This window comes from Singulisphaera acidiphila DSM 18658 (genome assembly GCF_000242455.2).
Lineage (GTDB): Bacteria > Planctomycetota > Planctomycetia > Isosphaerales > Isosphaeraceae > Singulisphaera > Singulisphaera acidiphila.
Window position 1 is genome coordinate 1,715,512 of the sequence record NC_019892.1, and the last position, 20,809, is coordinate 1,736,320.

The 20,809-nt window shown below is 62.6% G+C and carries 12 protein-coding genes; 7 read left to right on the plus strand and 5 right to left on the minus strand.

Features of this window, described 5'->3' with window-relative positions:
• Window positions 1-118: 118 nt before the first annotated feature.
• The gene (plsX, locus tag SINAC_RS06700) at window positions 119-1,144 is read right to left on the minus strand and encodes a phosphate acyltransferase PlsX (protein ID WP_015244925.1); all 1,026 of its coding nucleotides are present in this window, start codon (window positions 1,142-1,144) and stop codon (window positions 119-121) included.
• Window positions 1,145-1,817: 673 nt separating this feature from the next.
• On the opposite strand from plsX, the gene SINAC_RS06705 reads away from it, so the two are divergent.
• The 5 genes from SINAC_RS06705 to SINAC_RS06725 all read left to right on the plus strand — a co-directional run bounded on the left by SINAC_RS06705 (window position 1,818) and on the right by SINAC_RS06725 (window position 9,633).
• Window positions 1,818-4,100, plus strand: coding sequence for a hypothetical protein (locus tag SINAC_RS06705; protein ID WP_015244926.1), 2,283 nt, complete (start codon window positions 1,818-1,820; stop codon window positions 4,098-4,100).
• A 293-nt stretch (window positions 4,101-4,393) separates the two neighbouring features.
• Complete coding sequence (locus SINAC_RS06710) at window positions 4,394-4,837, plus strand: ACT domain-containing protein (protein WP_015244927.1); 444 nt, start codon at window positions 4,394-4,396, stop codon at window positions 4,835-4,837.
• Window positions 4,838-5,172: 335 nt separating this feature from the next.
• Complete coding sequence (gene rsgA, locus SINAC_RS06715) at window positions 5,173-6,369, plus strand: ribosome small subunit-dependent GTPase A (RefSeq protein ID WP_174377928.1); 1,197 nt, start codon at window positions 5,173-5,175, stop codon at window positions 6,367-6,369.
• Between the two features lie 566 nt (window positions 6,370-6,935).
• Entirely contained in the window at window positions 6,936-7,991 is a 1,056-nt protein-coding gene (locus SINAC_RS06720) for a DUF1559 domain-containing protein (protein ID WP_015244930.1), read from the plus strand.
• 325 nt (window positions 7,992-8,316) lie between these two features.
• Window positions 8,317-9,633, plus strand: a complete 1,317-nt coding sequence (locus SINAC_RS06725; protein WP_015244931.1) for a PhoPQ-activated pathogenicity-related family protein — start codon at window positions 8,317-8,319, stop codon at window positions 9,631-9,633.
• A 551-nt stretch (window positions 9,634-10,184) separates the two neighbouring features.
• On the opposite strand, the gene SINAC_RS06730 is transcribed toward SINAC_RS06725, so the two are convergent.
• From SINAC_RS06730 to SINAC_RS06745, 4 genes are all read right to left on the minus strand, one after another.
• Window positions 10,185-11,210: a sugar phosphate isomerase/epimerase family protein gene (locus tag SINAC_RS06730; RefSeq protein ID WP_015244932.1), complete on the minus strand. Its 1,026-nt coding sequence runs from the start codon at window positions 11,208-11,210 to the stop codon at window positions 10,185-10,187.
• Window positions 11,211-12,122: 912 nt separating this feature from the next.
• Window positions 12,123-12,647: a DUF3568 family protein gene (locus SINAC_RS06735; protein WP_015244933.1), complete on the minus strand. Its 525-nt coding sequence runs from the start codon at window positions 12,645-12,647 to the stop codon at window positions 12,123-12,125.
• A 160-nt stretch (window positions 12,648-12,807) separates the two neighbouring features.
• A complete protein-coding gene (locus SINAC_RS06740; protein ID WP_015244934.1) occupies window positions 12,808-17,472 on the minus strand; it encodes a neutral/alkaline non-lysosomal ceramidase N-terminal domain-containing protein in 4,665 nt (1,554 codons plus the stop codon).
• A gap of 86 nt (window positions 17,473-17,558) precedes the next feature.
• Window positions 17,559-18,956, minus strand: coding sequence for an APC family permease (locus tag SINAC_RS06745; protein ID WP_015244935.1), 1,398 nt, complete (start codon window positions 18,954-18,956; stop codon window positions 17,559-17,561).
• Window positions 18,957-19,189: 233 nt separating this feature from the next.
• Here SINAC_RS06745 and SINAC_RS06750 point away from each other — a divergent pair, with 233 nt between their 5' ends.
• Window positions 19,190-19,618, plus strand: a complete 429-nt coding sequence (locus SINAC_RS06750; protein WP_015244936.1) for an RrF2 family transcriptional regulator — start codon at window positions 19,190-19,192, stop codon at window positions 19,616-19,618.
• 89 nt (window positions 19,619-19,707) lie between these two features.
• A complete protein-coding gene (locus SINAC_RS06755; protein ID WP_020465786.1) occupies window positions 19,708-20,217 on the plus strand; it encodes a c-type heme family protein in 510 nt (169 codons plus the stop codon).
• The last annotated feature ends 592 nt before the right edge of the window (window positions 20,218-20,809 follow it).

Sequence of the window (20,809 nt, forward strand, 5' to 3'; positions counted from 1 at the left end):
TCTACCTTGAGTTCGAGAGCATCCGCGTGGAAATCCTTCTCCGGAGGAATTAAAAAAAAGGGGGGAACCCAGGACTCCTGAACGTCGCGAGCGGCCGTGCCCCGTCGACGAGCTGGCCTCAAGATTCGGCGATATGGCCGGCGGCGATCTGCTCGACGATCAACGCGTTGAGCTTGTCGTCGGCCATCGTGCTCGCGACCCGAATCGCGTTCTTGATCGCGCGATCGCCGGACGCGCCGTGGCAGATGATGCAGGCCCCGCGAATTCCGAGGAGGGGAGCACCGCCAAATTCCTGGTATTCGAACCGCGACTTGAGTGCGCTGAGTCCGCTGGCCATCGCCTGGCCGGACTCGGCGGGCACGACACTCATGAGGCGGGCCATTTCCTGCTTGAGGGTCGCGAACAGGAAGTCGACGGCCCCTTCGCCAGCTTTGAGCAAGACGTTGCCGACGAACCCTTCGCAGACCACCACGTGGGCATGGCCCTCGTAGATGTCTCGGCCTTCAACGTTGCCGATGAACCGATGAGCCAGCGGGCTCTTCTGGTAGATCGCGCGGGTCGACTTGGTGAGATCGGTTCCCTTGTCGTCCTCGGTCCCGACATTCAGCAAGCCGATCTTGGGTTCGGAGACCCCGAGGATCGTCTCGGCGTAAATCGAGCCCATGACGCCGTACTGGTAGAGGTCTTCGGCCTTGGCGTTCATGTTGGCGCCGACGTCGATGAGGACGATCGGGCCCTGGTGCGAAGGGAAGATCGCGGCGATACCCGGACGGCGGACGCCCGGCAGGAACATCTTGTTGTTGAACAAAGCCGAGCCGACCATGGCTCCGGTGTTGCCGGCAGAGACCACGGCCTTGACATCGCCGGTGGCCATGAGGCCCCAGCACTTTGAGATCGAGTTATCACGCTTCTTCCGGAGCGCTTCGACGGGCTTCTCTTCCATGCCGACGACTTGGCTGGCGTGGACAATCGGTAAGCGGTCGAGGTCCGCCTGGGGCGCTTTGGCCAGTTCGGCCTCGATCCGATCGCGGTCGCCGACGAGAACGACGGTCAAGCCCGGCTGATCGTGGACGGCTTCAACGGCGCCGGCGACGATCGGTCCGGGGGCATGATCGCCCCCCATCGCGTCCAGGGCAATCCGCATGCGGGGATCTCCGAGGCGGAAACGAGAGAAATATCAAGACAAGATCGGGATGCCGAGAGATGGGTAGAGGCCCATCCTCCGCATCCCGAAACAATCGCCACAAGGCGTGCTGACGTCCTTGGGGAGATTTCTTCCCAATCGTACCGAGGTTTGGTCCGGCTCGGGAAGCCCCCTCGGATTCGGCCCCAATCCGATGTTCATCATATCAGTTGAGGCCGGGCGCGAAGTATCCTAGAGCATCCACTTAAAAGCTGTCAAGCGCCCTCCGACACTTCGACTCCCTTCACCCCTCATCCCCAACGGTCACTGAATTCCGCAGGCACGCGTCCCTGGGGCCTTTGGGTTCCCATTGCGGGTTCGACCTGGAGGCGAGGTTTGAGCCTGACGGTATGGCTCCACGGCTGTCGGGATTGGCGCCTCACCATTTTTCAAGAAAGAAACGCAACCGGGGGCTCGGACAGCTATTTCACGAGGGACGTGGGCAGGGTGTTGGCGCGGGGGCTGTTCGATCATACGATGCCAGTTGGATCGTTTCGATGGTGAGAGCAAGGTCCGGGACCCTTGGGCGACGTCCGCCAAGGCCTCCTTATTTTTCCGGCTCGACCTTCCCGCCCCTTGCCGTTTGCCTCGACTCGTGCCCCCATCTCTCGAGTCTTCGCGAAAGGACCGCCACGTGCGACGAATTCCGATCGGTCTGCGCCTCCTCCAGTGGTCGTGCGGCGTCTTGACCCTCACCGTGGGCCTCTCGACGACGCTGGAAGCGCAGACGGGATCGGCCAAGAAAGCGGTGGCTGCGCCTACGCCCGATACCAGCCCCCTTGCGCGATACGCGCCGCGCGACAACCTCTTCCTGTACGCGGAATTCGCCGGACTTGATGCCCACCAGGACGCCTGGCAGAAGACGGCGGCCTACAAGATGCTCCACGAGACCACGCTGGGGGCGATGCTCGAAGACGTCAGCGCCCAGATTGTCGAGCGGCTGCTGAGCAGCCGCCCCGACCGCCGCGTCACGGGAAGCGAAGTCGTCAAGCTGGTCGAGAATCTCGCCCAGTCAGGGTTCGTGGCCGCAGTGGCAGGGATCCCCGAGCACCCCGCGAAGTGGGGGTCGGTCTTGGTGCTCCGAGGCGCGGCTCGCAAGGAACTTCGTCCGATCACAGGCAGGCTCCTGGTCATGCTGGGAGGCACGGGCACCAAGCCCCAAGTCTCCAAACGGAGCACCGGGCGACAGGTCGTGGTCATGGCCGGGCCCCAGCCTGGCTCGAACTGGGCCTGGTGGGTCGAGAAGGATGACGTCGTCATCGCGCTGAACGGGCCCGAGACCGCCGATGTGATCGGCGAGATCCTCGACGGCAAGCGGCCCAACGCGATCGAGCATCCCGCCCGAGTCGAGCTGGAAAAGCCCGAAGCGGGAATGGAGCCGGTCGGTCTGGCCTTCGTCGACACCGCCGCCTGGAATCAGCCGCAGTCGGCGGCCAGCCTTTTCTTCGAGAAGATGCAGGTTCGCGGGGTCGACCGGGTTGACTACCGTTGGGGACTCGCGGGCGACGCGCTCATGAACGTGGCTCGGATCAAGGCCAAGGCCCCTCGGCAGGGATTGCTTGCGCTGTTCGATCAGCCGACCTTCGACAAGGCGTCGCTGTTGACCATGCCCGACGGGATCAGCACGTTCACCGCACTCTCGATGAAGCCGGCGAACGTGTACACGACCTTGTCGAGTGTCACCAAAGCCGTGAACCCCGCGCTCGGTGGGACCTTCGATAAGATCGAGGAAGTGATTCAGACGAAGTCGCGGTTGCAGCTTCGGAAGGATCTCCTCGCACACCTTGGTCCGAAGGTCCTCTTCTATCTCGCGCCCGCCGCCCCGGTGGCAGCTGTCAAGCCCACGGCGGCCGAGGCGACCAAAGGGGGATTGAACCCGATGGCGTTGGTCTTCGGCAACACGCCCATCCCCAGGTTCGTCCTGATGTTCGAGTTCGATAACAAGGAGCCGGTCGAACGCGCTCTTGATGCGCTGATGATCGAGGCGAACAAAGAGATTCGGAACCGGGTCCAGGAAGCGGCGGCGTCTGCGGCGGCTGCCGCACCTGCACCCGCATCAGCACCGGGTGGAGCGGACGCGAGCGGTGAGCCAGGCGAGGGTGGAGCGCGACGGCGTCGTCCCGAGTCGCTCCCGACCCCGGAGTTCAAGATGATGCCGGGCCAGGTGAAGTCGTTCGTGCTCAACGTGCCGAGCGAGCTTGGGAAGTTGCCGGCCGGACTGCGGCCGACCATTCGCCTGGGGGCGAAACACCTGGTGATCGCGTCCTCGCCCGAGGTGGCGCGCCAGGCGCTCGAGATCAAGAAGGACGCCGCCTGGATCCCCACCGACGAAACGGCCGTGGCCTTTGAGCAGGTTCCGGCGGATTTGATCTACCTGCATCTCGATGACCCGAGAGAGCAGCTCCCCGCGATGCTGGCGAGTCTCCCCGGCGAGTTGCAGAAGCGGATCAATCAGATGATCATGCTCAATCCGCCCAAGCCCGTCGCGGGAGCGGCCGGTCCTGGCGCGGTGGCCCCTACCGAGGCTTCCGCACCTCCCCCCGTGGGCCAGCTCCCCGGCGCCCCTGGGGCGCAGCCGGGGGCCCCGGGAACTCCCGGCGCTCCTGATGGGGCGGCGAAGACCATGAGCACCCCGTTGATTCTCCGGATCGACCCGGCGAAGCTGCCTTCGGAGGCCGCCTTGAAAGCCCTGATGTTTCCGGCGACGGTCGCGGTTGCCGTCGATGATCAAGAGGTGCGTTTCATTAGCCGGCAGGCCTTCCCGAACCTGATCTCTCCGGAAACGCCGATCGACCGACTCTTCCGGATGATGGGCGGCCGCATGGTTCCGAACATGGCGGCCTCGGCCGGGGTCAACCTGCCCGCGCCGCCGGGCGCTGGGCCAGGCGCCACGCCTTCCCCTGCTCCCGGCCGCTAGATTCCCGGTCGGCTCCTGAGTGGCTGACCGTGGGACTGGAATTCGGTTAGGAATTTCGATGCGGTGGCATTCTTCGGAAATCGGCGCGGTGAAATCGCTCCAAGCTGGAGTCCGCCACGATGGTTCGCACACGACCCTTTTTTTCTGTGTGATCGGCCGTCGAACGTGGGCGGACACCGGCCCGGGCGATTGCGCCTCGCCTTTTTTGGACCACCGGCAAGCCCGGTGGAAAGTGAACTCAGGATGAGATGTTTACGCCTTTCTTAAGGCTCTGTCCTGTTGGAGGCCATTCGATGGAATTCGTCCACGAAGTGACAGCCTACCTCGAAAACAAGCCTGGCCGGCTGGCCAAGATCTGTTCGGCGATGGCCCACGAGAAGCTCGACATCAAGGCGCTCTCGGTCATGGACAAGTCCGAGCGGAGCGTTTTTCGGTTTGTGACCGACAACCTGGAATCGACCCGGAAGGTGCTGACCTCCCTTGGCGTCGAGTTCACGAGCGCCGAAGTCCTTGCCGTCACCATGGACAATCAACCAGGCGCCCTCGCTCGAATTCTCGAGCGGCTTGCGGAGGAGCACATCAACGTCGAATATGCCTACGCGTCGAGTGCGACGCCGGGCAAGTCCGTCGGGATTTTTCAGACGTCGAACTCGAAGCGAGCCTTGCAGGTGCTCAACGAGCCGTCAACCAACGGGGCCGCTCGGGCGGGAGGTCGTAGGCCTCTGCACACCCGCTGAGCAGTGGTCCGCCTCAACAACGCCTGAGGGCGGTTGACGACGACTCCGGGATCGCTCTGGGCCCGCGCCCAAGCGGTCTCGTGGAGAATTTTGGGCTGAAACCGTGGGTAAGTCGGTGGCTCCTCGTGTAGGGTCGACATCAGCCTGCCACCACCTCGAGAATGGGCAGGCTGAGCCGACTCGCTCAAGATTGCCATGGCCGCGTCGTTCGACCCGAGACTCATTGCTTTTCGGATGGGTTCGTGCCGGATGAATCGCTTCGTCCCGTTGGCACGGCCACCGCGCTAATTGACAGCGGGGCCTCGCTCGCTTTAGCCTTGAGCCGTGAAGGCGAAATGGAGCGATCAAGAAAGGCCTCGGGCGTGGCGAAGAAGAAAAAAGTCCGGGTTGCGTTCAAGAAGAATCGTCAGAAACGGACGCGCGCCAACGACTTGACTCGTCGTTATCGCCAGGACGATCTGGCCCGTGCCGAACCGGCGTCGGCTGAGCGGGTGCGCGCCAAGGGGGACCTGTCGCGGCACCGCACGATCGTCACGGACGTGGCCGAAGCCGGCACGCCCAAGCCGGGTGAGCCAGGCGCGCCCGAGCCGTCGGCGAACCGGTCGGTGGATCTCTCCGCCTGTCTCACCGGTCGTGTCATCCGGGTCCACGGTTTGCTCTCGATGGTCGAGGGGGACGACGGCAGAACCTGGGCCTGTCACGTGCGGCGGATCCTCAAAACGCTCGCAATCGATGGGCGGAACGTCATCGCGGTGGGGGACCGGGTCTGGTTCCGCCCCGGGAACGCGGCCGGTGATGAGGGGATGATCGAGAAGGTTGAGGCCCGCCGGGGGACGATCACCCGCGGCTACCGTCGGCGAGAGCACGTCATCGCCTGCAACGTCGACCAGGTCTTGATTGTTTCCGCCTTTGCGGAGCCCGGCCTCAAACTGCCGCTCATCGACCGCTACCTGATCTCGGCCGAGACCGGGGGAGTGCGGCCGATCATCATCCTCAACAAGGCCGACCTCGTCGACACTGCCCCGTTCCAGTGGGTGATCGGGCTCTACACGCAGCTCGGCTACGAGACGCTTGTCACCTCGGCGGCCACCGGGCAGGGAATCCCTCGGCTCAAGGAATTACTCGGCGAAGGGACGACGGCGTTCTCGGGCCAGAGCGGTGTCGGCAAGAGCTCGCTACTGAACGCCATTCAACCCGGTCTCGCCCTTCGGGTCCGCGAGGTCTCCGACTGGACGACCAAGGGGAAGCACACGACCACGACCGCCGAATTGATTCGTCTCGAGTCGGGGGGCCACGTCGTCGATACCCCCGGCCTTCGGCAATTCGAACTCTGGGGTGTCGACCCCGGTGAGGTCGAAGCCCACTTCGTCGAGTTCCGGCCTTACATCCCGCTCTGCAAGTACCCGAGCTGCTCGCACACCCACGAAGACCAATGCGCCGTCAAGGACGCGGTTCACTGGGGACAAATTCACTTTGGCCGCTACGAGAGCTACCTGAAGGTCTACGCGCAGCAGCCGATCGAGGGGGAGTGAGCGAAACTTCCCGGCGACTCTTCGGCGAGGCCGAACCGCCGCCGTTTCGAGCCCGTCAGGCAATTCCCGGCCGGGTCGCCGGCCGGGGGGCGGGCTCATCCATGCCTCCCATTCCCATGTCTTTCGTGTCTCCCAAACATGGACAGGCGTGATCGGAGTGGCCTTGCACTTCGGCCTGGATGAAGCGTCCGGGCTTTACGCGAGGGGCGAGCTTGGACACGTTGGTCCCCCTGGTTCCGATCCACGACTGGTAGGTCGTCGGTGATTGGAGGCTGGGGCCGGCCCAGGGTGCGCGCTGGGTTCAGGAATTTCGAAATTGGCACCCTTGGGAACTTCGAAATTGGCACCTTCTGATTTGATGATTCGCTTTTCAGTCATAGTCGTGATAAATTGCGTTTCGCTTGGGAAAGGGGGTATCCACACTATTCCTCGTTGATTATTCTATTGTTGGCAACTGCCACACGTCTTCTCGTTATCGTCGCGATTTTAGGTCTGTTGTGCCGGCCACTGAGTCGGCCTAGGGGTCCCGATCCTTTTTGCCCGCCAAGGTGGGCAGGGAGAAATCCATGAGACGATTGCGCCGTTCGGCCTTCACGCTCATCGAATTGCTGGTGGTGATTGCGATCATCGCCGTCTTGATCGCCCTGCTTCTGCCCGCCGTTCAGGCAGCGCGCGAGGCCGCCCGCCGAATCCAGTGCGTCAACAACATGAAACAACTCGGACTCGCCATACATAACTACAATTCAGTACACAGTTGCATTCCACCGGGGCGAATCTGGGCGCCGAGGCCGGGGCAGGCATCGACCGACTTTCCGAAGATATTCCAGGGAGCCCAGAATACCACCTGGTTCTGCTTGATGTTGCCTCAGGTCGAGCAAGGCAACCTGGCCAACTCGTTCAACTACAGCCTGGGTTCGGAAGGATGGGCTGGACCGGGAACGGCCGCCCTTGATGGCTTCTTTGCGAATTCCACAGTGGCGGCCACGAAGATTTCGTCGTTTCAATGCCCGAGCGACCGCGAGAACAAGTTCCAAGTTATTCAGAGCTACTTGGGTGGTATGTTGAGCGGGGTGATCATGAGCAAGGGGAATTATGCGGCGAGTTGGGGAAACACGAACTGGGGCGCGGGGCGTAGTTCCGATCTGAGTCCGCAATATCTCCGCTCGGCGTTTGGCCACGAGGGGAATACCACGTTTGCCTCAATCACCGACGGTACCAGCAATACCGTGTTCGTCGGCGAAGTTCTCCAAGGGGGGATCAACGACATCCGGGGGGCGATGTGGACGACTGTTCCCGGGGGGTCTTCGTTCATGACGCGCTATGCTCCGAACTCGGTCAAAGACTACTTGGGACTGAGGCCCGGCAGCGGCACCGGTGGGGACTATCTCAATAACAATCAAGGTCTCTTCTGCACCAATGAACCCCTTCAGCAGCTCCCTTGTGACTATAATGCTAGCGACAGTGATGCGTTTGCGGGCTCACGGAGTCGTCACGCCGGCGGTGTGAACGCGTTGCTGGGGGACGGCTCGGTGCGGTTCATAAAAAACTCGGTGAACCAGGTGGTGTGGATTGGGCTCAACACGATCGGGTCCGGAGAGGTGCTGAGCTCCGACGCGTTCTGAGAGAAAAAAAGGAGCCGAGCGGAGGCCTCTTTATTTGCTTTCTGATCTCCGATCTCAGTCGTTGACGAACGCAGACATTCTCGGTCGATGATGACCGTCTGCCGGGTGTTTCGGGTTCCGGATTCGGAGCCCGTGCGGGCAAGTCCTTGGCCTGGGCTCCTTGGGTTCCGGATCCGGAACCCAAGGCACTCTGGTCTTGCCTGTTTTCCGGTTCGAATTTGCTTACTGAGAGCACTTCTTATTCAATAGGGGTCTCCCGCTGGACATTCTGTTCTTTGCTGGGGCAGTGATCGGATTTGCCTACTTCCATTGCGGAGCCTTCTCGATGTCGATGATGCAACGCGGGCTACTCTCCTCTTTCCTGACGCTGGCCTTTGCGGTGAGCTGGGCTTTACCCGCGCGGGCTGGGCTCGACGACTATGTCAAAAAGGCTGATCCGGCCTTTGCCTGGACCTTTGTGTCGTCGAAGACGACGGACGGGACGACGGTCCACTGGGTCAAAATGACTTCGCAGGTCTGGCAGGGGATCACCTGGTCGCACAACCTCTCCATCATTGAGCCGAAGGAGCTGGCCTATCCCGACGCGGCCGTTCTCTTCATCACCGGGGGGAAGGTCGGGGATGGTCCGCGCGACGGTGACTTGCTCACCGGGCTCGCCATCGCCAAAGCCTGCCAGGCACGCGTGATCGTCCTTCCCCAAGTGCCCAATCAGCCGTTGCTCGGCGGCAAGAACGAGGACACGCTGATTGCCGAGACCTTCGTTCGCTACCTCGAGACCAAGGACGAGGAGTGGCCCCTGCTCTTCCCCATGGTCAAGAGTGCGGTGAGGGCGATGGACGCCGCTCAGGAGTTTGCCAAAGACAAGGGCAAGCCCATCACGCGCTTCGTCGTCACCGGGGCGTCCAAGCGAGGCTGGACGACCTGGCTGACAGGCGCATCCGACCCCCGCGTCAAGGCGATCGCGCCGATGGTCATCCCGACCCTCAACCTCGATGCCCAGAACAAGCATCAGCTCGAGAATTTCGGGGGCAAGTTCAGTGAGCAGATCCAGGACTACACGGACCGTGGTTTGATCGGACGCGAGAGCCGGCCCAACGCCAAAGAGCTCCTGGCGATGGTTGACCCGTTCACCTATCGCAGTCGGCTGACCCTGCCGAAGCTACAGATCAATGGGACGAACGACCCCTACTGGACGCTCGACTCGCTGAACCTCTACTGGGACGAACTCGTAGGGCCGAAGTGGGTCGTCTACCTGCCCAACGCCGGCCACGGTCTCGACCAGAACCGGCACTACGCCATGAGTGCCATCGGCGCTTTGTTCCGGCACACGATCGGCGACAAGCCGTTCCCGAAATTCTCGTGGAAGCACGATGATCACGAAGGGGCCATGCGCCTCGTTGTCGACGCGGTCCCCGCGCCCAAGTCGGCCCTCGTCTGGGAGGCGGCGTCTGACTCGCTCGACTTCCGCAAGTCGAAATGGTCGTCCACCGCGCTGGAGCCGAAAGAAACGATGACGATCGACAAGGCGAGCCCCGCGAACGGGAATGTTGCCTTCTTTGCCGACCTCGAGTTCGAGATTGATGGTTTCCCCTACCACCTCTCAACCCAGATCCGCCAGACGAACGTTCAGCCGTCTCAATGAGCGAGGGGAAGTCCCCCGTCGTCGTTCGCTTCGAGGGCGATTGGCCCTCGAAGCGGACGCGGCCTTGCAGGATGCCGCGTCGACAGTGACCGGATTCTTGATGGTGCGAAAATGATCAAATCGTGCATGTGCAAACGGATCGAATATTCTGCATGGAATGAATTCTGGGTCACTAAAATTGTAAGTTTATAGTTGTTTGATGAAATCGGTGAATCTTAGAATTCAGGAAGATCATTGTTTGGCGAAACTGATTGAGATTTCATGGTCTGTAATTACGGACTTCCTCAAGCGAGAGGATGAGTTGTCGTTTGGGGCTCGGCGCATTTCCGTGAGGTGGTGCGGACACCAAAGAATCGGCTGGGATTCCGTTCCCGAGATGTCGAGAGAGTTGTCGCGAATCTTGGGTCGTCGGAGGGGCAATCGCGTCTCACGGCCTGGCTTGGTTTTGCCGCCCCTCCGCGTTTGCCGCTCAATCGCCATCGCACCGCATGGGGTTTTATTCCAATCATTCGCTCGCCTTATCGGCGAGTGAAAACGTCCCCGGCGGATCGTTACCTGGGCGATCGGGTCTCGAAACGAGCGAGGCCCTGGACGACCGTTCTGAGATAGCCGAGCGAACTGGCGATCCAATCGAGGTCACGGTCGGCCCAGGCGATCGCCTCGACGACTTCGGGGCGAACCAGTGTCCCCTCGGCGAACCGGCGATGGCACCGTTCGGCGAGACCGACGATTCCGGCAAGCGCCTCGGGACGAAGGTCAGGAAAGTAGGAAAGCCAGGTTTTGTCGAATATAGGTAGGTCGTAGGTTCTGGGATGTAATTCGATAGATAGGTTGAGTTGGGGGTTTGCGTGAATTAGGGTGGCCAGGATGTCTGGCATGGGGATGATCCCTGATCCGATCGGCCGCGCCTGCCAGCAGAGGCCTCGCGGTGTGAAGGCGAGGATCGCGTCCTTGACGTGCGTGGCCAGGACGTGAGCTGCAAGCCGCTCTGCCGCCGCGAGTGGCTCGTCGAGCCGCATGAGCAGGTTCCCGGTGTCGAACGTCACACCGGCGACGTCAGGGCCGAGGCGGTCAATCATCGCGACCAGTTCTTCGACCGTCAGGTCCGCATGAGTCTCCAGGGCGATCTGGAGGTCCAGTTCGCGGAGCCGGGGGGCGAGGGTCGCGAGCACTTCGAGCGTGGCCTCACGCTGGACGGCCCAACGGACGTCGGTGCGGAACCGGTCATGGCGATCGCCGACGTAGGCCCTCGCGTGTCGGCAGCCCAGGGCTGCAATCGCTTCAATTTGCCTGACCAGATCGCACGCATGCTCGGCGGCCGTGATGTCCCGCTCCTCAAGGCGTGAGCGTCGTACGGGGTTGGGAGATGGGAGACCGACTTCGAGATAGAGATTCTTCTCGTCGGCTCGACGGCGGAACGCAGCCAATCGATCTGGGGTGAGCGATCGATCGATGAATTCGGGATTGAGAAACTGCACGCCGTCGAATCCGTGGGCTTCGGCAAATTCGAGTGTGGCTTCCGCCGAGAGGCCACGGTGAGCGATCGTGTAGTGGTCCAGGCCGATCCGCACAGTCATCGTTGCCTTTCCCTTGAAAAGTCCCCGAAACCATACCCAACGATCGCACCCCGTCAGGGTGTCCGCAAGGGCATTGTTTGATCGATGTCAGGGGTGTGGCCGGAATGTCGCAACCTGATGAGCAAGTTCGACTCGCACGGATTTTACTCCCTGAACCCTCAAAGTCGATCCGTTGGATTTGGAGAGTTCTCAGGAAAAAGTGGACGCGAGTGGGTTGACGGACGAGGCATCTCCGCGTATTTTGGCGACCGTCTTGAGAGCACGACACCTTTCGCTTCGCACTCGAGTTGTGTTCGATTCAATTGACCTTGAAAAGTTTGATCCCACCTAGGTATCCAGCCACACACGCCTTCCGCGCTGTGTGGATTCTGTCCGAAAAAATAAGGTTCGACTCCTGGTCGCATGGATGCGTCCCCCAGGTTCGACCCTTTATCGTGGGGAGGTAGACTTAGACATGTGCTAAGTCTAACTTTCTCAGATGAATGGCCACACGGCCCGCGAGCCGTCTTCGCAGGAGGCAAAGACGTCGCGGGCCGCGGCTGGCCCTTCAAGCCTTCTTCAAAAAACAGTCGGACGCGACGAGGGATGAGTGGTTTTCTCCCGTCGAAACGCTGTTTTTTTGCGAGTGTTGATGACCTTGGCAGAGCGTCTCGCAGGACGGCTCTGGCCATGCTTAACCAAGGTTGTTCAAGACACTCTATCAGCAGATGAGAAATTCAATAAATTCAGTCTTGCGACTCACTAACGTGAGTCCAAGAATGATAGGTAGTGCCGGTTGCCGCGACATTTGCGGTTGCGGGAGCCCGTGGGTTTGCGTTCCCACGCGGGCCGGAGGAGTGATTTCCCACGGCTGGGCTGCGTGTGTTACGGGACGATGTTTCCGCGAGGGGAGAGCCGGCGGGCTCTCGTGGATCAAGGGACGGGCGTGTCGCGGTAGATGGCGTCGGCCTGGTCGCGGAGCATGACCGAGTCGGGCACGGCGTCACGGGAGAAGTAGGGATTCGAGGCAGGCTCGCTCGGGGGATCGACGGGGATGGCCGAGGGGGGTAATTCGCCCAGGCGAATTCCGATCCGATCCATCAGCGCCCGTGAGAGCGGCTCGTCGCCGAACCAGCCGATCCGGATGCTGATCCGTGAGACGGCCTGGTTCGGCCGGATGGTGACCGAGACGCGGCGATTGTCGGCCGTCGAGCCGTTGTAGACGAGCATTCCGGCGTCGTGCGTCAACTGGACCGAGTGGACCCGCAGGTCGTCCATGGCCCCGGTGATCGCCGACTGGAGCGTGGCGGCAGGGTAGTGGAAGTCCTGTGTCGCCCGACCGGCCGTGTAGGTGAATGCCGTCGCGCTCATGACGGGTCCGGCGATCGGTCCGACCGTCATGCAGCCAGTGGTCTGAATGCCCGAGAGTACCGCGGCCGCAAGCGCGATCCGTCGCATCGTGCGCCTCATCTCTGGAAGTCTTGATGGCGTATCCACCCAAGTCGTGGCAAAGTATCCCTTCTTACCAAAAGGGTCAAGGCCGACTCAATCGATCGATTGAGCCGGCCTTGCAGGGGGAAGCCGCATTGGCGGGATCCGTTCTCACACTAAAGGCATGTCAGCGCCCGAGCTTCACACGCGGAGTGAGGGTGACCGCCTTCAGGTCGAGCAGAGCGTTGCGGATCGGGCCAACCGGTCGAAATTCGATGCGATGGGTCCCGGCCTCCAAGGTCATTTCGCCGACGAAGATCGAGCGATAACGCGACCAGGTCCCCGCGCCGGTGCCGTCGACCGTTCCTGAAAGGATGACGGCTTCGGATCGGACCTGGAACGCGTTCCCCGCCGATTCATCAGCGCAAGCCCACTCCATGGCGACGGTGAATATCGTGGGGCGATCGACCCGCACTGTCCAGGCGGCCTGATCGCCGGCGCTCTGCCAGAGGCCGAGGTTGCCGAACTGGCTCTCGAAGGTCAGCGTCGGACCATAAACCTGGGCGGTCTCGGCACTCAGGCGAAGACTGCCGTCGGCGGCCTGCACGACCGTCTCGGGATGGTTCCCTTCCAGGACCTTCGGCCGTCGTGCTCCTGAGGCGAGATAGGCGATCAGGTCGGACAGGTCGGCGGGCTTCAGGTCGTTCTCGAGCCCTTCGGGCATAAGCGACTGGCCCGACGTCTTGAGCTCCTCGAGGTCGGCCCGGAGGATCACGTCGAGCACCCCCTCCTGGCGCTTCAAGGTAATCGCGTTGCCGGTCTCGGCGGCGATCAGGCCGGTCACGACCCGGCCGTCGATCACGGCGGCCGTGTAGCCGGCGTAACGGGCATCGACCTCGCGGTTCGGATCGAGGATCGCCGTCAGGAAGGCATCGGGCGACGTGTCTGTCAGCGCCGCCAGGTCGGGACCGACCTCGTGCCCTTGCCCGTCGAACTTGTGGCAGCTCGCGCAGATCTTGCCGAATAGGGCCTTGCCCCGCGTCGGATCGCCGGTCTTTTCCGACGCCGCTCGATAGGCGTCCAGGACCTCGGCGCGGCCGCGCGGCCGGACGGCCGAGAGCACCTTTTCGGCCCGCTCGCGCAGGGCCAGGTTGGCGTGGTCGAGTAGCCGCTGGCGATGGGAGGCATCGATCTCGGCCGACCCGATCGCTTTGCTCTCGAGCGCCGACAGGAGCGTCTCGGTGGACTGTGGTCGGGCCAGCAAGCCGTCGATGGTGGCCCCACGGAGCGCGGGAACCATCTGGGGCCAGGCCCTGATCAGTCGACCGGCGGCCTCGGGGCTGCTTAGCTTCGCCAGGCACTGAACGGCTGCGAGTTGGATCGCCGCGTTGTTGCGCGGCTCGAGCAAGGTCGTCAACAGGGCGATATCGCCTTCCTGGTTCTCCTTCTCGTGGCCGAGCAGGCGGATGGCGGTTCGCCGATCCGCCCCCTTCCCCTGTTCGTCCTGGGCGACGAGGCGAGCATGAGCGAAGACGTTCTTCATGAACGGGGAGGCGGAGAGGTTGCCGACCTCGGCGCTGCCCGACCCGAAGAGTTCCGCCGCTAGGGAGAGCCACCAGGAGGGGATTGGTTCCCCCTTGGCGGGCTTGGGCAGCGAGTCGACGAGCGCCGTGATCGCGGCGGCGTCACGCGCGGAGGTGGCCGTGGTCACGAGCGGGCCGATCATGGCCGACCGGATCTGCGGATCGGCCTTGTCGGAGACCACGGCGGCGAGGATCGGCCCCGGGTACTTCACGGCCGAGCTGAGAATCGCGCCACGGACCCAGATGTCGTTCCCATCCCGCTGGGCGAGCTGGCCGAGCAGTTCCCCTGCCCTCGGATCGTTCCACTCGCCCAGGCTCAGGGCCAGTTGATAGCGGACGCCGAGGTCGGGGTCGGACACGATTGCGGCGATCGCCTTGGCAAGCGATTCGTCGTCGCCGAGTCTTCGCTCCGCGAGCCGGACCGCTTGGCGGCGGACGCCGGCAGCGGAGTCGGCCAGTCCTTGGATGATCGCCGCCGCGTCGAGTGCCTCGAGGCCATCCAGCGTGCAGAGTGCCTGCATCCGGCCTTCGGGCCGGCTGCACCGAGCGGCGACTTCTTTCAAGGCGGGCACGGCCGATCGGTCGCCGCGCTGGACCAGGAGACGCTGAACGTTGTCGCGCAAGGTGCCATTGGGGCTATCGAGCTGCTTGGCGAGCTCGGGAGAGGTCAGGCGGTCGAGGATTGGGACGGGGCGCGGCGTCTCCCCTTCGGGGAAGACCCGGTAGATCCGTCCCTTGTCGTCTCCCCCCCGGACGTCCAGGGTGGCGAGCTGCTGTGGGCTGATCCAACGCGGGTGCTCGATGACGGATCGGTACATGTCGACAACCCAGATTGCTCCGTCCGGCCCGGTCCGCGCCTGCACGGGGCGGAACCAGTTGTCGGTCGACGAAAGGAACTCCGACGTTTTTTCGTCCGCAGCGCGATGGCTGGCGAACGTGATCCCATCGGGTGAGAGAACCTCGCGATGGACTACGTTATGGACAGGTTCGCACGTGAACGAGTTTCCTGTGAAGGCCTCGCCGAGCAATGTATCGCGATAGATCATCGGGCCGCAGCCCGAGGTCACACGGTTGGCACTCTCGGGCATGTTGAACCGTTCAAGGGTCCGGCTGGTGGGATACATCCGCGCGTTGTCGGGGTCGCGGGCGACGTAGACCATTGGCCCTGGCGCTGCGACTCGTGGGTTCCGCGAGGCGTACTGGTCGGGGAACGGGTAGTGCCGGAGCCAGTCGCTATTCGTGTTGCCGAACTGATTGCCCCAGTCGTCGTGGATTCGCCCTTGCTGGGTCAGGCCCGAGGCGGGTTCCATCGTCCCGGTGTCGGGCTTGATTCGAAAATCACGGCCGCCGATGTTGATCTCGCGGCCGGTCGCCGTGCCGTGGATCGTGCCGCCGATCAGGCCGTTGGCGCCGTAGACCCAGTTGTCGAGGTTGTAAGAGAGTCCATTGACCCGCGCCTGGTAGTTCTCGGTCGCGAAGCCGCGGAAGAGGACCTTGCGAACGTCGGCCTTGCCGTCGCCGTCGGTGTCCTCGGCGTAGATGATCTCGGGGGCCGCGCAGATCAAGGCCCCTTTCCGCCAAGCCATCACGCCCGTCGGGAAGGCGAGATCTTCGAGGAAGGTCGTCCCGGTGTCGTAGCGTCCGTCTCCATCGCGGTCCTCGAGGACTTTGATGACTCCCCCGGGCTTCCAGTTGCCGTCGATGCCGGCCGGATAGTCGCGCATCTCGCAGACCCAGAGCTTGCCGTCGCCGCCGAAGTCGATCGCGACCGGGTCGAGAACCAGGGGTTCGGACGCCACCAGTTCCACCCGAAACCCTTTTTTGACCCGCATGGCGCTCAGGGCCTCTTCGGGCGACTTGGCCTTGGGGGCGTCGTCGTGGGCCTTCACGTTGTCGTCGGCCTTAGTCTTGGCTTTGGCCTGGAATGCCGCCGGCATCAACTTGTGAACTGTCGAAATAATCAAGTTTTCAATGCCCGGTTTGAACGGGGCTGGTCGGGCGTAGTAGATCATTGCCCCGCCCCCCTCGTAGCCTCCTTCACGGAGGATTCGTTCGGAGGGGATGTAGCAGGGAACGTCGTTGGCATAGGCCGTCACCCAGAGCTTGGCCGGATCAAACTCCTGCTTGAGCCGGAGTACGTAGTCGACGACGACTTCGCCGGGGAGGAAGACCATGGCGAGTTCGTTGCCGAAGGCCCAGACCTGGACCGGATAGTTGACCTCGGCCTGGAGCGGTTCGCCGCGATCGAGCTTGGCGAGCTGGACCGAGGCGGCGTAGCCGGGGGGGCCGCCGGCCTCGACAAGTTTTTCGAGCGTGGATCGCGTAGGCAGCGTGTCGAGGGGAAGCTTCACTTCTGCGCCTGGCATCTGGGAGGGGGGAGCCTCGAGGTTCCGCCAGGGGGATTCGGATGGATTCGCGGCCTGCTTGAAGAGTCGGTTGACTTCGTCAGCGATCGCGCGGCCGTTGACCTGGGCGCCATCGGGGGCCAGCCGTTTCAGGGGGTTCGAGTCTGCGCCGCAGCCGACGACCGTCAAGGCAATCGCGCCGGGATGGTCGTGTTCGATCGCTTCCTGGGCGAAGCCGGCCCAGTCGCCGCTGACCTTATTGTCATTCGGGTCGAGCGTCGTGCAGTGGCAGGCGTAGTTCACGAGGATCGCGTGGACCTTGCCGTCGAGGTCGGTCGCTCGGAGTACCGGGAGGGAATGGTCGACCGGCCCTCCCTTAGTGCGCCGATTGCTGGCGAACTCCGCGCGCCCCTGGGCCCAATCGAGCCGCCCCGGGCGGAGATCTTTGAGTGCGGCGAGGCTGACCCGTTCGAGGTTGTCGGTCAACTCCCGGGTATAGCGCTCGATGGTCGCCAACTCGTTGTCACTGATTTTCTTGCCGAAGATGTTCGGCGCGATTCCGGACAAGCAAGGCGCACTATGAGTATGCGAAGCGGCCACGACGAAATCCGACTTGGGGATTCCTTCCTTCGCCTGGAGCCGCTTGGCGACTTCTTCGACGATTTCGAAGGGAACGCCCAGGCTATCGACCGAGACGAGGACGACGCGCCGCCCTTCCTTCGAGCCTGAGCCGATCGCCAGCCCTTTGGCCCAGATCCGCTGGGCCGTGCCCCGCGATTCCTGGGTTCGGGCGAGATAGCCGTGGAGTCGAATCGGATAGTCGGGTGTGATGTCGACACGCGCGACTCCGACTTCGAGTTTAGCGAGGGTTGGTGAGGCTGAAAGTAAAAGGAAACCCGTCATCATTAGGAACAGACGCTGCATTCGGATCTCCTCTCCACACTGAATGCGAATTCTCCCCCTGGCACCGGAGCCCTGGCTCGGGGGCGATCCGGCTATGCACAAGGGTCTCAATCGACGGGGGTGAGGTCAAGGCGCGACTTTGCCGCTAACCGGTTCCAGACCAAAAAGACGACCGTGCCGAGGACCAGCGAACCGAGCCCGTAGAGAATCACCTGGGGTCTCGAGGTTCCGAAGATGTAGAGCCAGCCCGCCAGGGCAAAGAGGGCGGGGAGCGGGAAGAACCACATCCGGAACGGCATCGTTTCACGCAGGTCGGGACGGGTACGCAAGTAGAAGACCGTGGCAATCTGGGCGACGAACTGGATCAGGATCCGCGACGTGAGCAGGGCTTCGATGACCGTGACGAGGTCAGCCAGGCAGGCGAGCGTCGCCAAGCCGGCGACTAGGAGCAGGGAGCGGTGGGGGAACTGGCCGGTCGGGTGGGTCCGGGCCAGCCCCTTGAAGAAGTGGCCCGACCGGGCTGCGGCGTAAGGGACCCGGCTGTAGCCGAGCAAGGCCGCGAAAGTGGAGGCCGCCGCCGTCCAGATAATCATCGTCGTGACGACTTGCGCGGCGCTCGAGCCGTAGAGCCGTTGCATCATGTCGCTGGCGACGTGCGTCGACGCGATCACCTCCTGCCGGGGAAGGACGCCAAGGATGCTCACATTCATGGTCAAATAGACGAGCGCGACGGCCACGACCGAGATCAGGATGGCGCGGGGGATCGTCCGTGGGGCGTCGTCGACCTCGTCGCCCAGGTAGCAAATCTGGTAGTAGCCGAGGAAGTCGTACATTGCGATTCCGACCGCGGCTCCCAGCCCCATCGCAAACCGAGCGTCGAGCGTGAAGGCGTCCGAGGGCATGGCGAAGGCCTGGGCGGCGTTGAAGTGCCCCAGGCCGGACGCGATCACCACGGCGACGGTCGCGAGCATGCCTGCCCAGAGGACGACCATGAGCCGTCCGGCCACCTCGATCCGGCGATAAGCGAGCGCCGTGATCGCCAGCATCACGCCGATCGCCAATAACTGCTCGTTCTGAACCTGCCAGGTGAAGGTGCCCCAGCGCGAGACCGGGACGTGCCAGGACCAGGCCGTCCACTTCAAGGCGGGCCAGAGATAACCGACGTAGTGCGCAAGGCCAATTGCCCCGGTGGCCACCTCGAGCGGAGCGCTGAAGAGGAACTGCCAGACGAAGAGGAATTTGAGGAGCCGGCCGGTCCGCGACTCGCCATAAACTGCCTCGAAGAAGTGATAGGTCCCGCCCGAGCCGGGAAAGGCGGCCGCGAGCTCGCTCCAGATCAGGCCGTCGGCCAGGGCAATCAGGGCCCCGATCACCCAGCCAATCATGACCTGGGGCCCGTCCAGCTTCTTGAGGAACTCCGGGATCGTGATGAACGGGCCGATCCCGACCATCATCGCCATGTTCAGGCTGACCGCCTGCAACAACGAAAGGCGTCGGCGCAGCATGCCAGGTCAATCCTCATCAGTTTTTTTCGGTCGCGGAGCCGGTCGAGGCCGATCCCCTTGCGACCGGCCGCCGAGCCATCATACCCACCGGCAAGGCGGCGTCGACGACGTGCCGAAAAGTGCTCGGTTCCCACCGGCCTGCCCTCGAAAATGAGGATGTCCTTGATTCACGACTTGATTCCTGTATTCTTGGTGCAGGAATACGGTAATCGGCCGTGACGGGGATCGGCGGGATGAAACTGGCGCTTCAGACGGACTATGCCCTGAGGACGTTGCTCTACCTGGCCACGGAGCGAGGGCGAGCGACCGTGGGGGAGTTGGCGGCCTTCTACGGGATCTCGGTCAATCACCTGGGGAAGGTGGTTCACCAGTTGGGCCGGCTGGGCTACGTCCGGAACGTCCGGGGGCCCGGGGGGGGGATCGAGCTGATCCGCGAGGCCGCTCAAATCACGGTCGGCGACGTGGTGCGCGATTTCGAGGGGCGAAACATTCATCTGCTCGATTGTGTGGATCGGCCGGATGTCTGTGTGATTCAGCCCGGTTGTGCCTTGCGGGGTGTACTGGCTGAGGCGGAGCGTCGGCAGATGGATTACCTGGACGGGGTGACGTTGGAGTCGCTGCGTCCGGTGTCGGGTGGGATCGTGACGTTGAAGGCTCCGTGACGCCGGCGGGTCACGGTTGTTGTGGCGATTTTTCACGCAAATAACAACGAAGGGGAGAACTGATGCTGAACGGTATGAGAAGGGGTCGCTTGTATTGCGTCGTTTGCCTGTTCGTTTCCTTGGCGGCCGCGGCGCTCGTCGCGGTCCTGGCCTCGGGGACCGATTCGCGGGCCGAAACGCCCACGCAGGATTATGCCCTGACGCGTGCCCGTGATCAGGTCAAGATGCTGGATTCGCTCTACAAGACGGCCGTGGTCTCGGTCACCAAACGGTATGAGGAGGGCCCCCCCGCCATCAAGGTCGCCATGGATGTCTTCGTCGCGATGGAAAAGGACGGCTGGCATAAGGCCAAGCTTGTTGATGCATCGGGAACGCCTCAGAATGAGGCGAACCTGCCGCAGACCGACTTCGAGAAGCGTGCCGCCAAAGCCATGCAAGCGGGCAAACCGTACTACGAAGAAGTCGATGGCGAGGGGGCTAAGCGAACGCTCCGCGTCGCGACGATCGTCCCGGCTGTGCTGAAACGGTGCGCCTCCTGCCATGGAGCCAAGGAAGGGGATCTGCTCGGATTCATCCGCTACGAACTTCCTGTGAAGTGAGCCCGCGCCGCGTCAATGACGAACCGTGCCACCGAAAAGGGGATCCATCCGGGTTCCCTTTCTTTGTTTATTTTTTTGAAATGAGCACGATTGAGGCTGTGGCTATCTTGGGGGCCGACTTGTAAGGAAGCGTTGTCTGTGCATGAAATCCTGCGTGCTACCATCGATGGATTTTGTGCCCTGTTTTTCTCTCCCGCATCAAGGCAATGGAGTCTGTTGTGGGGGCTCGAGTGGTTCCGGATGGTTGCGAAAAGATTGCGAATTGCAACGAAATTAGGAGTTCTTGGGCATTCTGTCTCTATGGAATTGAACATCAATGTTGGCAAAAATCGGACTTGATAATCTGACTCGCACGTCATTAGAATCAACCCACCGATCGCGTTGAGTGCTCTCGGGAAGGTCGTCTTTTGCGTGAAGGCGGAACCCGTGGTGCTCCTCCCGGTTGGCGAGCGCTGCTCATTCGTGCGAGAAGGAACTCGGCTGTTCGTATCGTTCTTGGGTCGTGGTAGCCGAGAGAAATGGGACAAGCACCTTTGGCCTTGGCGGTTGTCGAATCGGGTGAACAGGTCTCTGAAGCCAAGCTCGGAGACGG

What these genes read in the sequence shown, in the direction of transcription:
- plsX (WP_015244925.1), bottom strand. Translation starts at nt 1,144, where the DNA reads ATGCGGATTGCCCTGGACGCGATGGGGGGCGATCATGCCCCCGGACCG.
- SINAC_RS06710 (WP_015244927.1), top strand. Translation starts at nt 4,394, where the DNA reads ATGGAATTCGTCCACGAAGTGACAGCCTACCTCGAAAACAAGCCTGGC.
- rsgA (WP_174377928.1), top strand. Translation starts at nt 5,173, where the DNA reads ATGGAGCGATCAAGAAAGGCCTCGGGCGTGGCGAAGAAGAAAAAAGTC.
- SINAC_RS06720 (WP_015244930.1), top strand. Translation starts at nt 6,936, where the DNA reads ATGAGACGATTGCGCCGTTCGGCCTTCACGCTCATCGAATTGCTGGTG.
- SINAC_RS06725 (WP_015244931.1), top strand. Translation starts at nt 8,317, where the DNA reads ATGTCGATGATGCAACGCGGGCTACTCTCCTCTTTCCTGACGCTGGCC.
- SINAC_RS06730 (WP_015244932.1), bottom strand. Translation starts at nt 11,210, where the DNA reads ATGACTGTGCGGATCGGCCTGGACCACTACACGATCGCTCACCGTGGC.
- SINAC_RS06735 (WP_015244933.1), bottom strand. Translation starts at nt 12,647, where the DNA reads ATGCGACGGATCGCGCTTGCGGCCGCGGTACTCTCGGGCATTCAGACC.
- SINAC_RS06740 (WP_015244934.1), bottom strand. Translation starts at nt 17,472, where the DNA reads ATGCAGCGTCTGTTCCTAATGATGACGGGTTTCCTTTTACTTTCAGCC.
- SINAC_RS06745 (WP_015244935.1), bottom strand. Translation starts at nt 18,956, where the DNA reads ATGCTGCGCCGACGCCTTTCGTTGTTGCAGGCGGTCAGCCTGAACATG.
- SINAC_RS06750 (WP_015244936.1), top strand. Translation starts at nt 19,190, where the DNA reads ATGAAACTGGCGCTTCAGACGGACTATGCCCTGAGGACGTTGCTCTAC.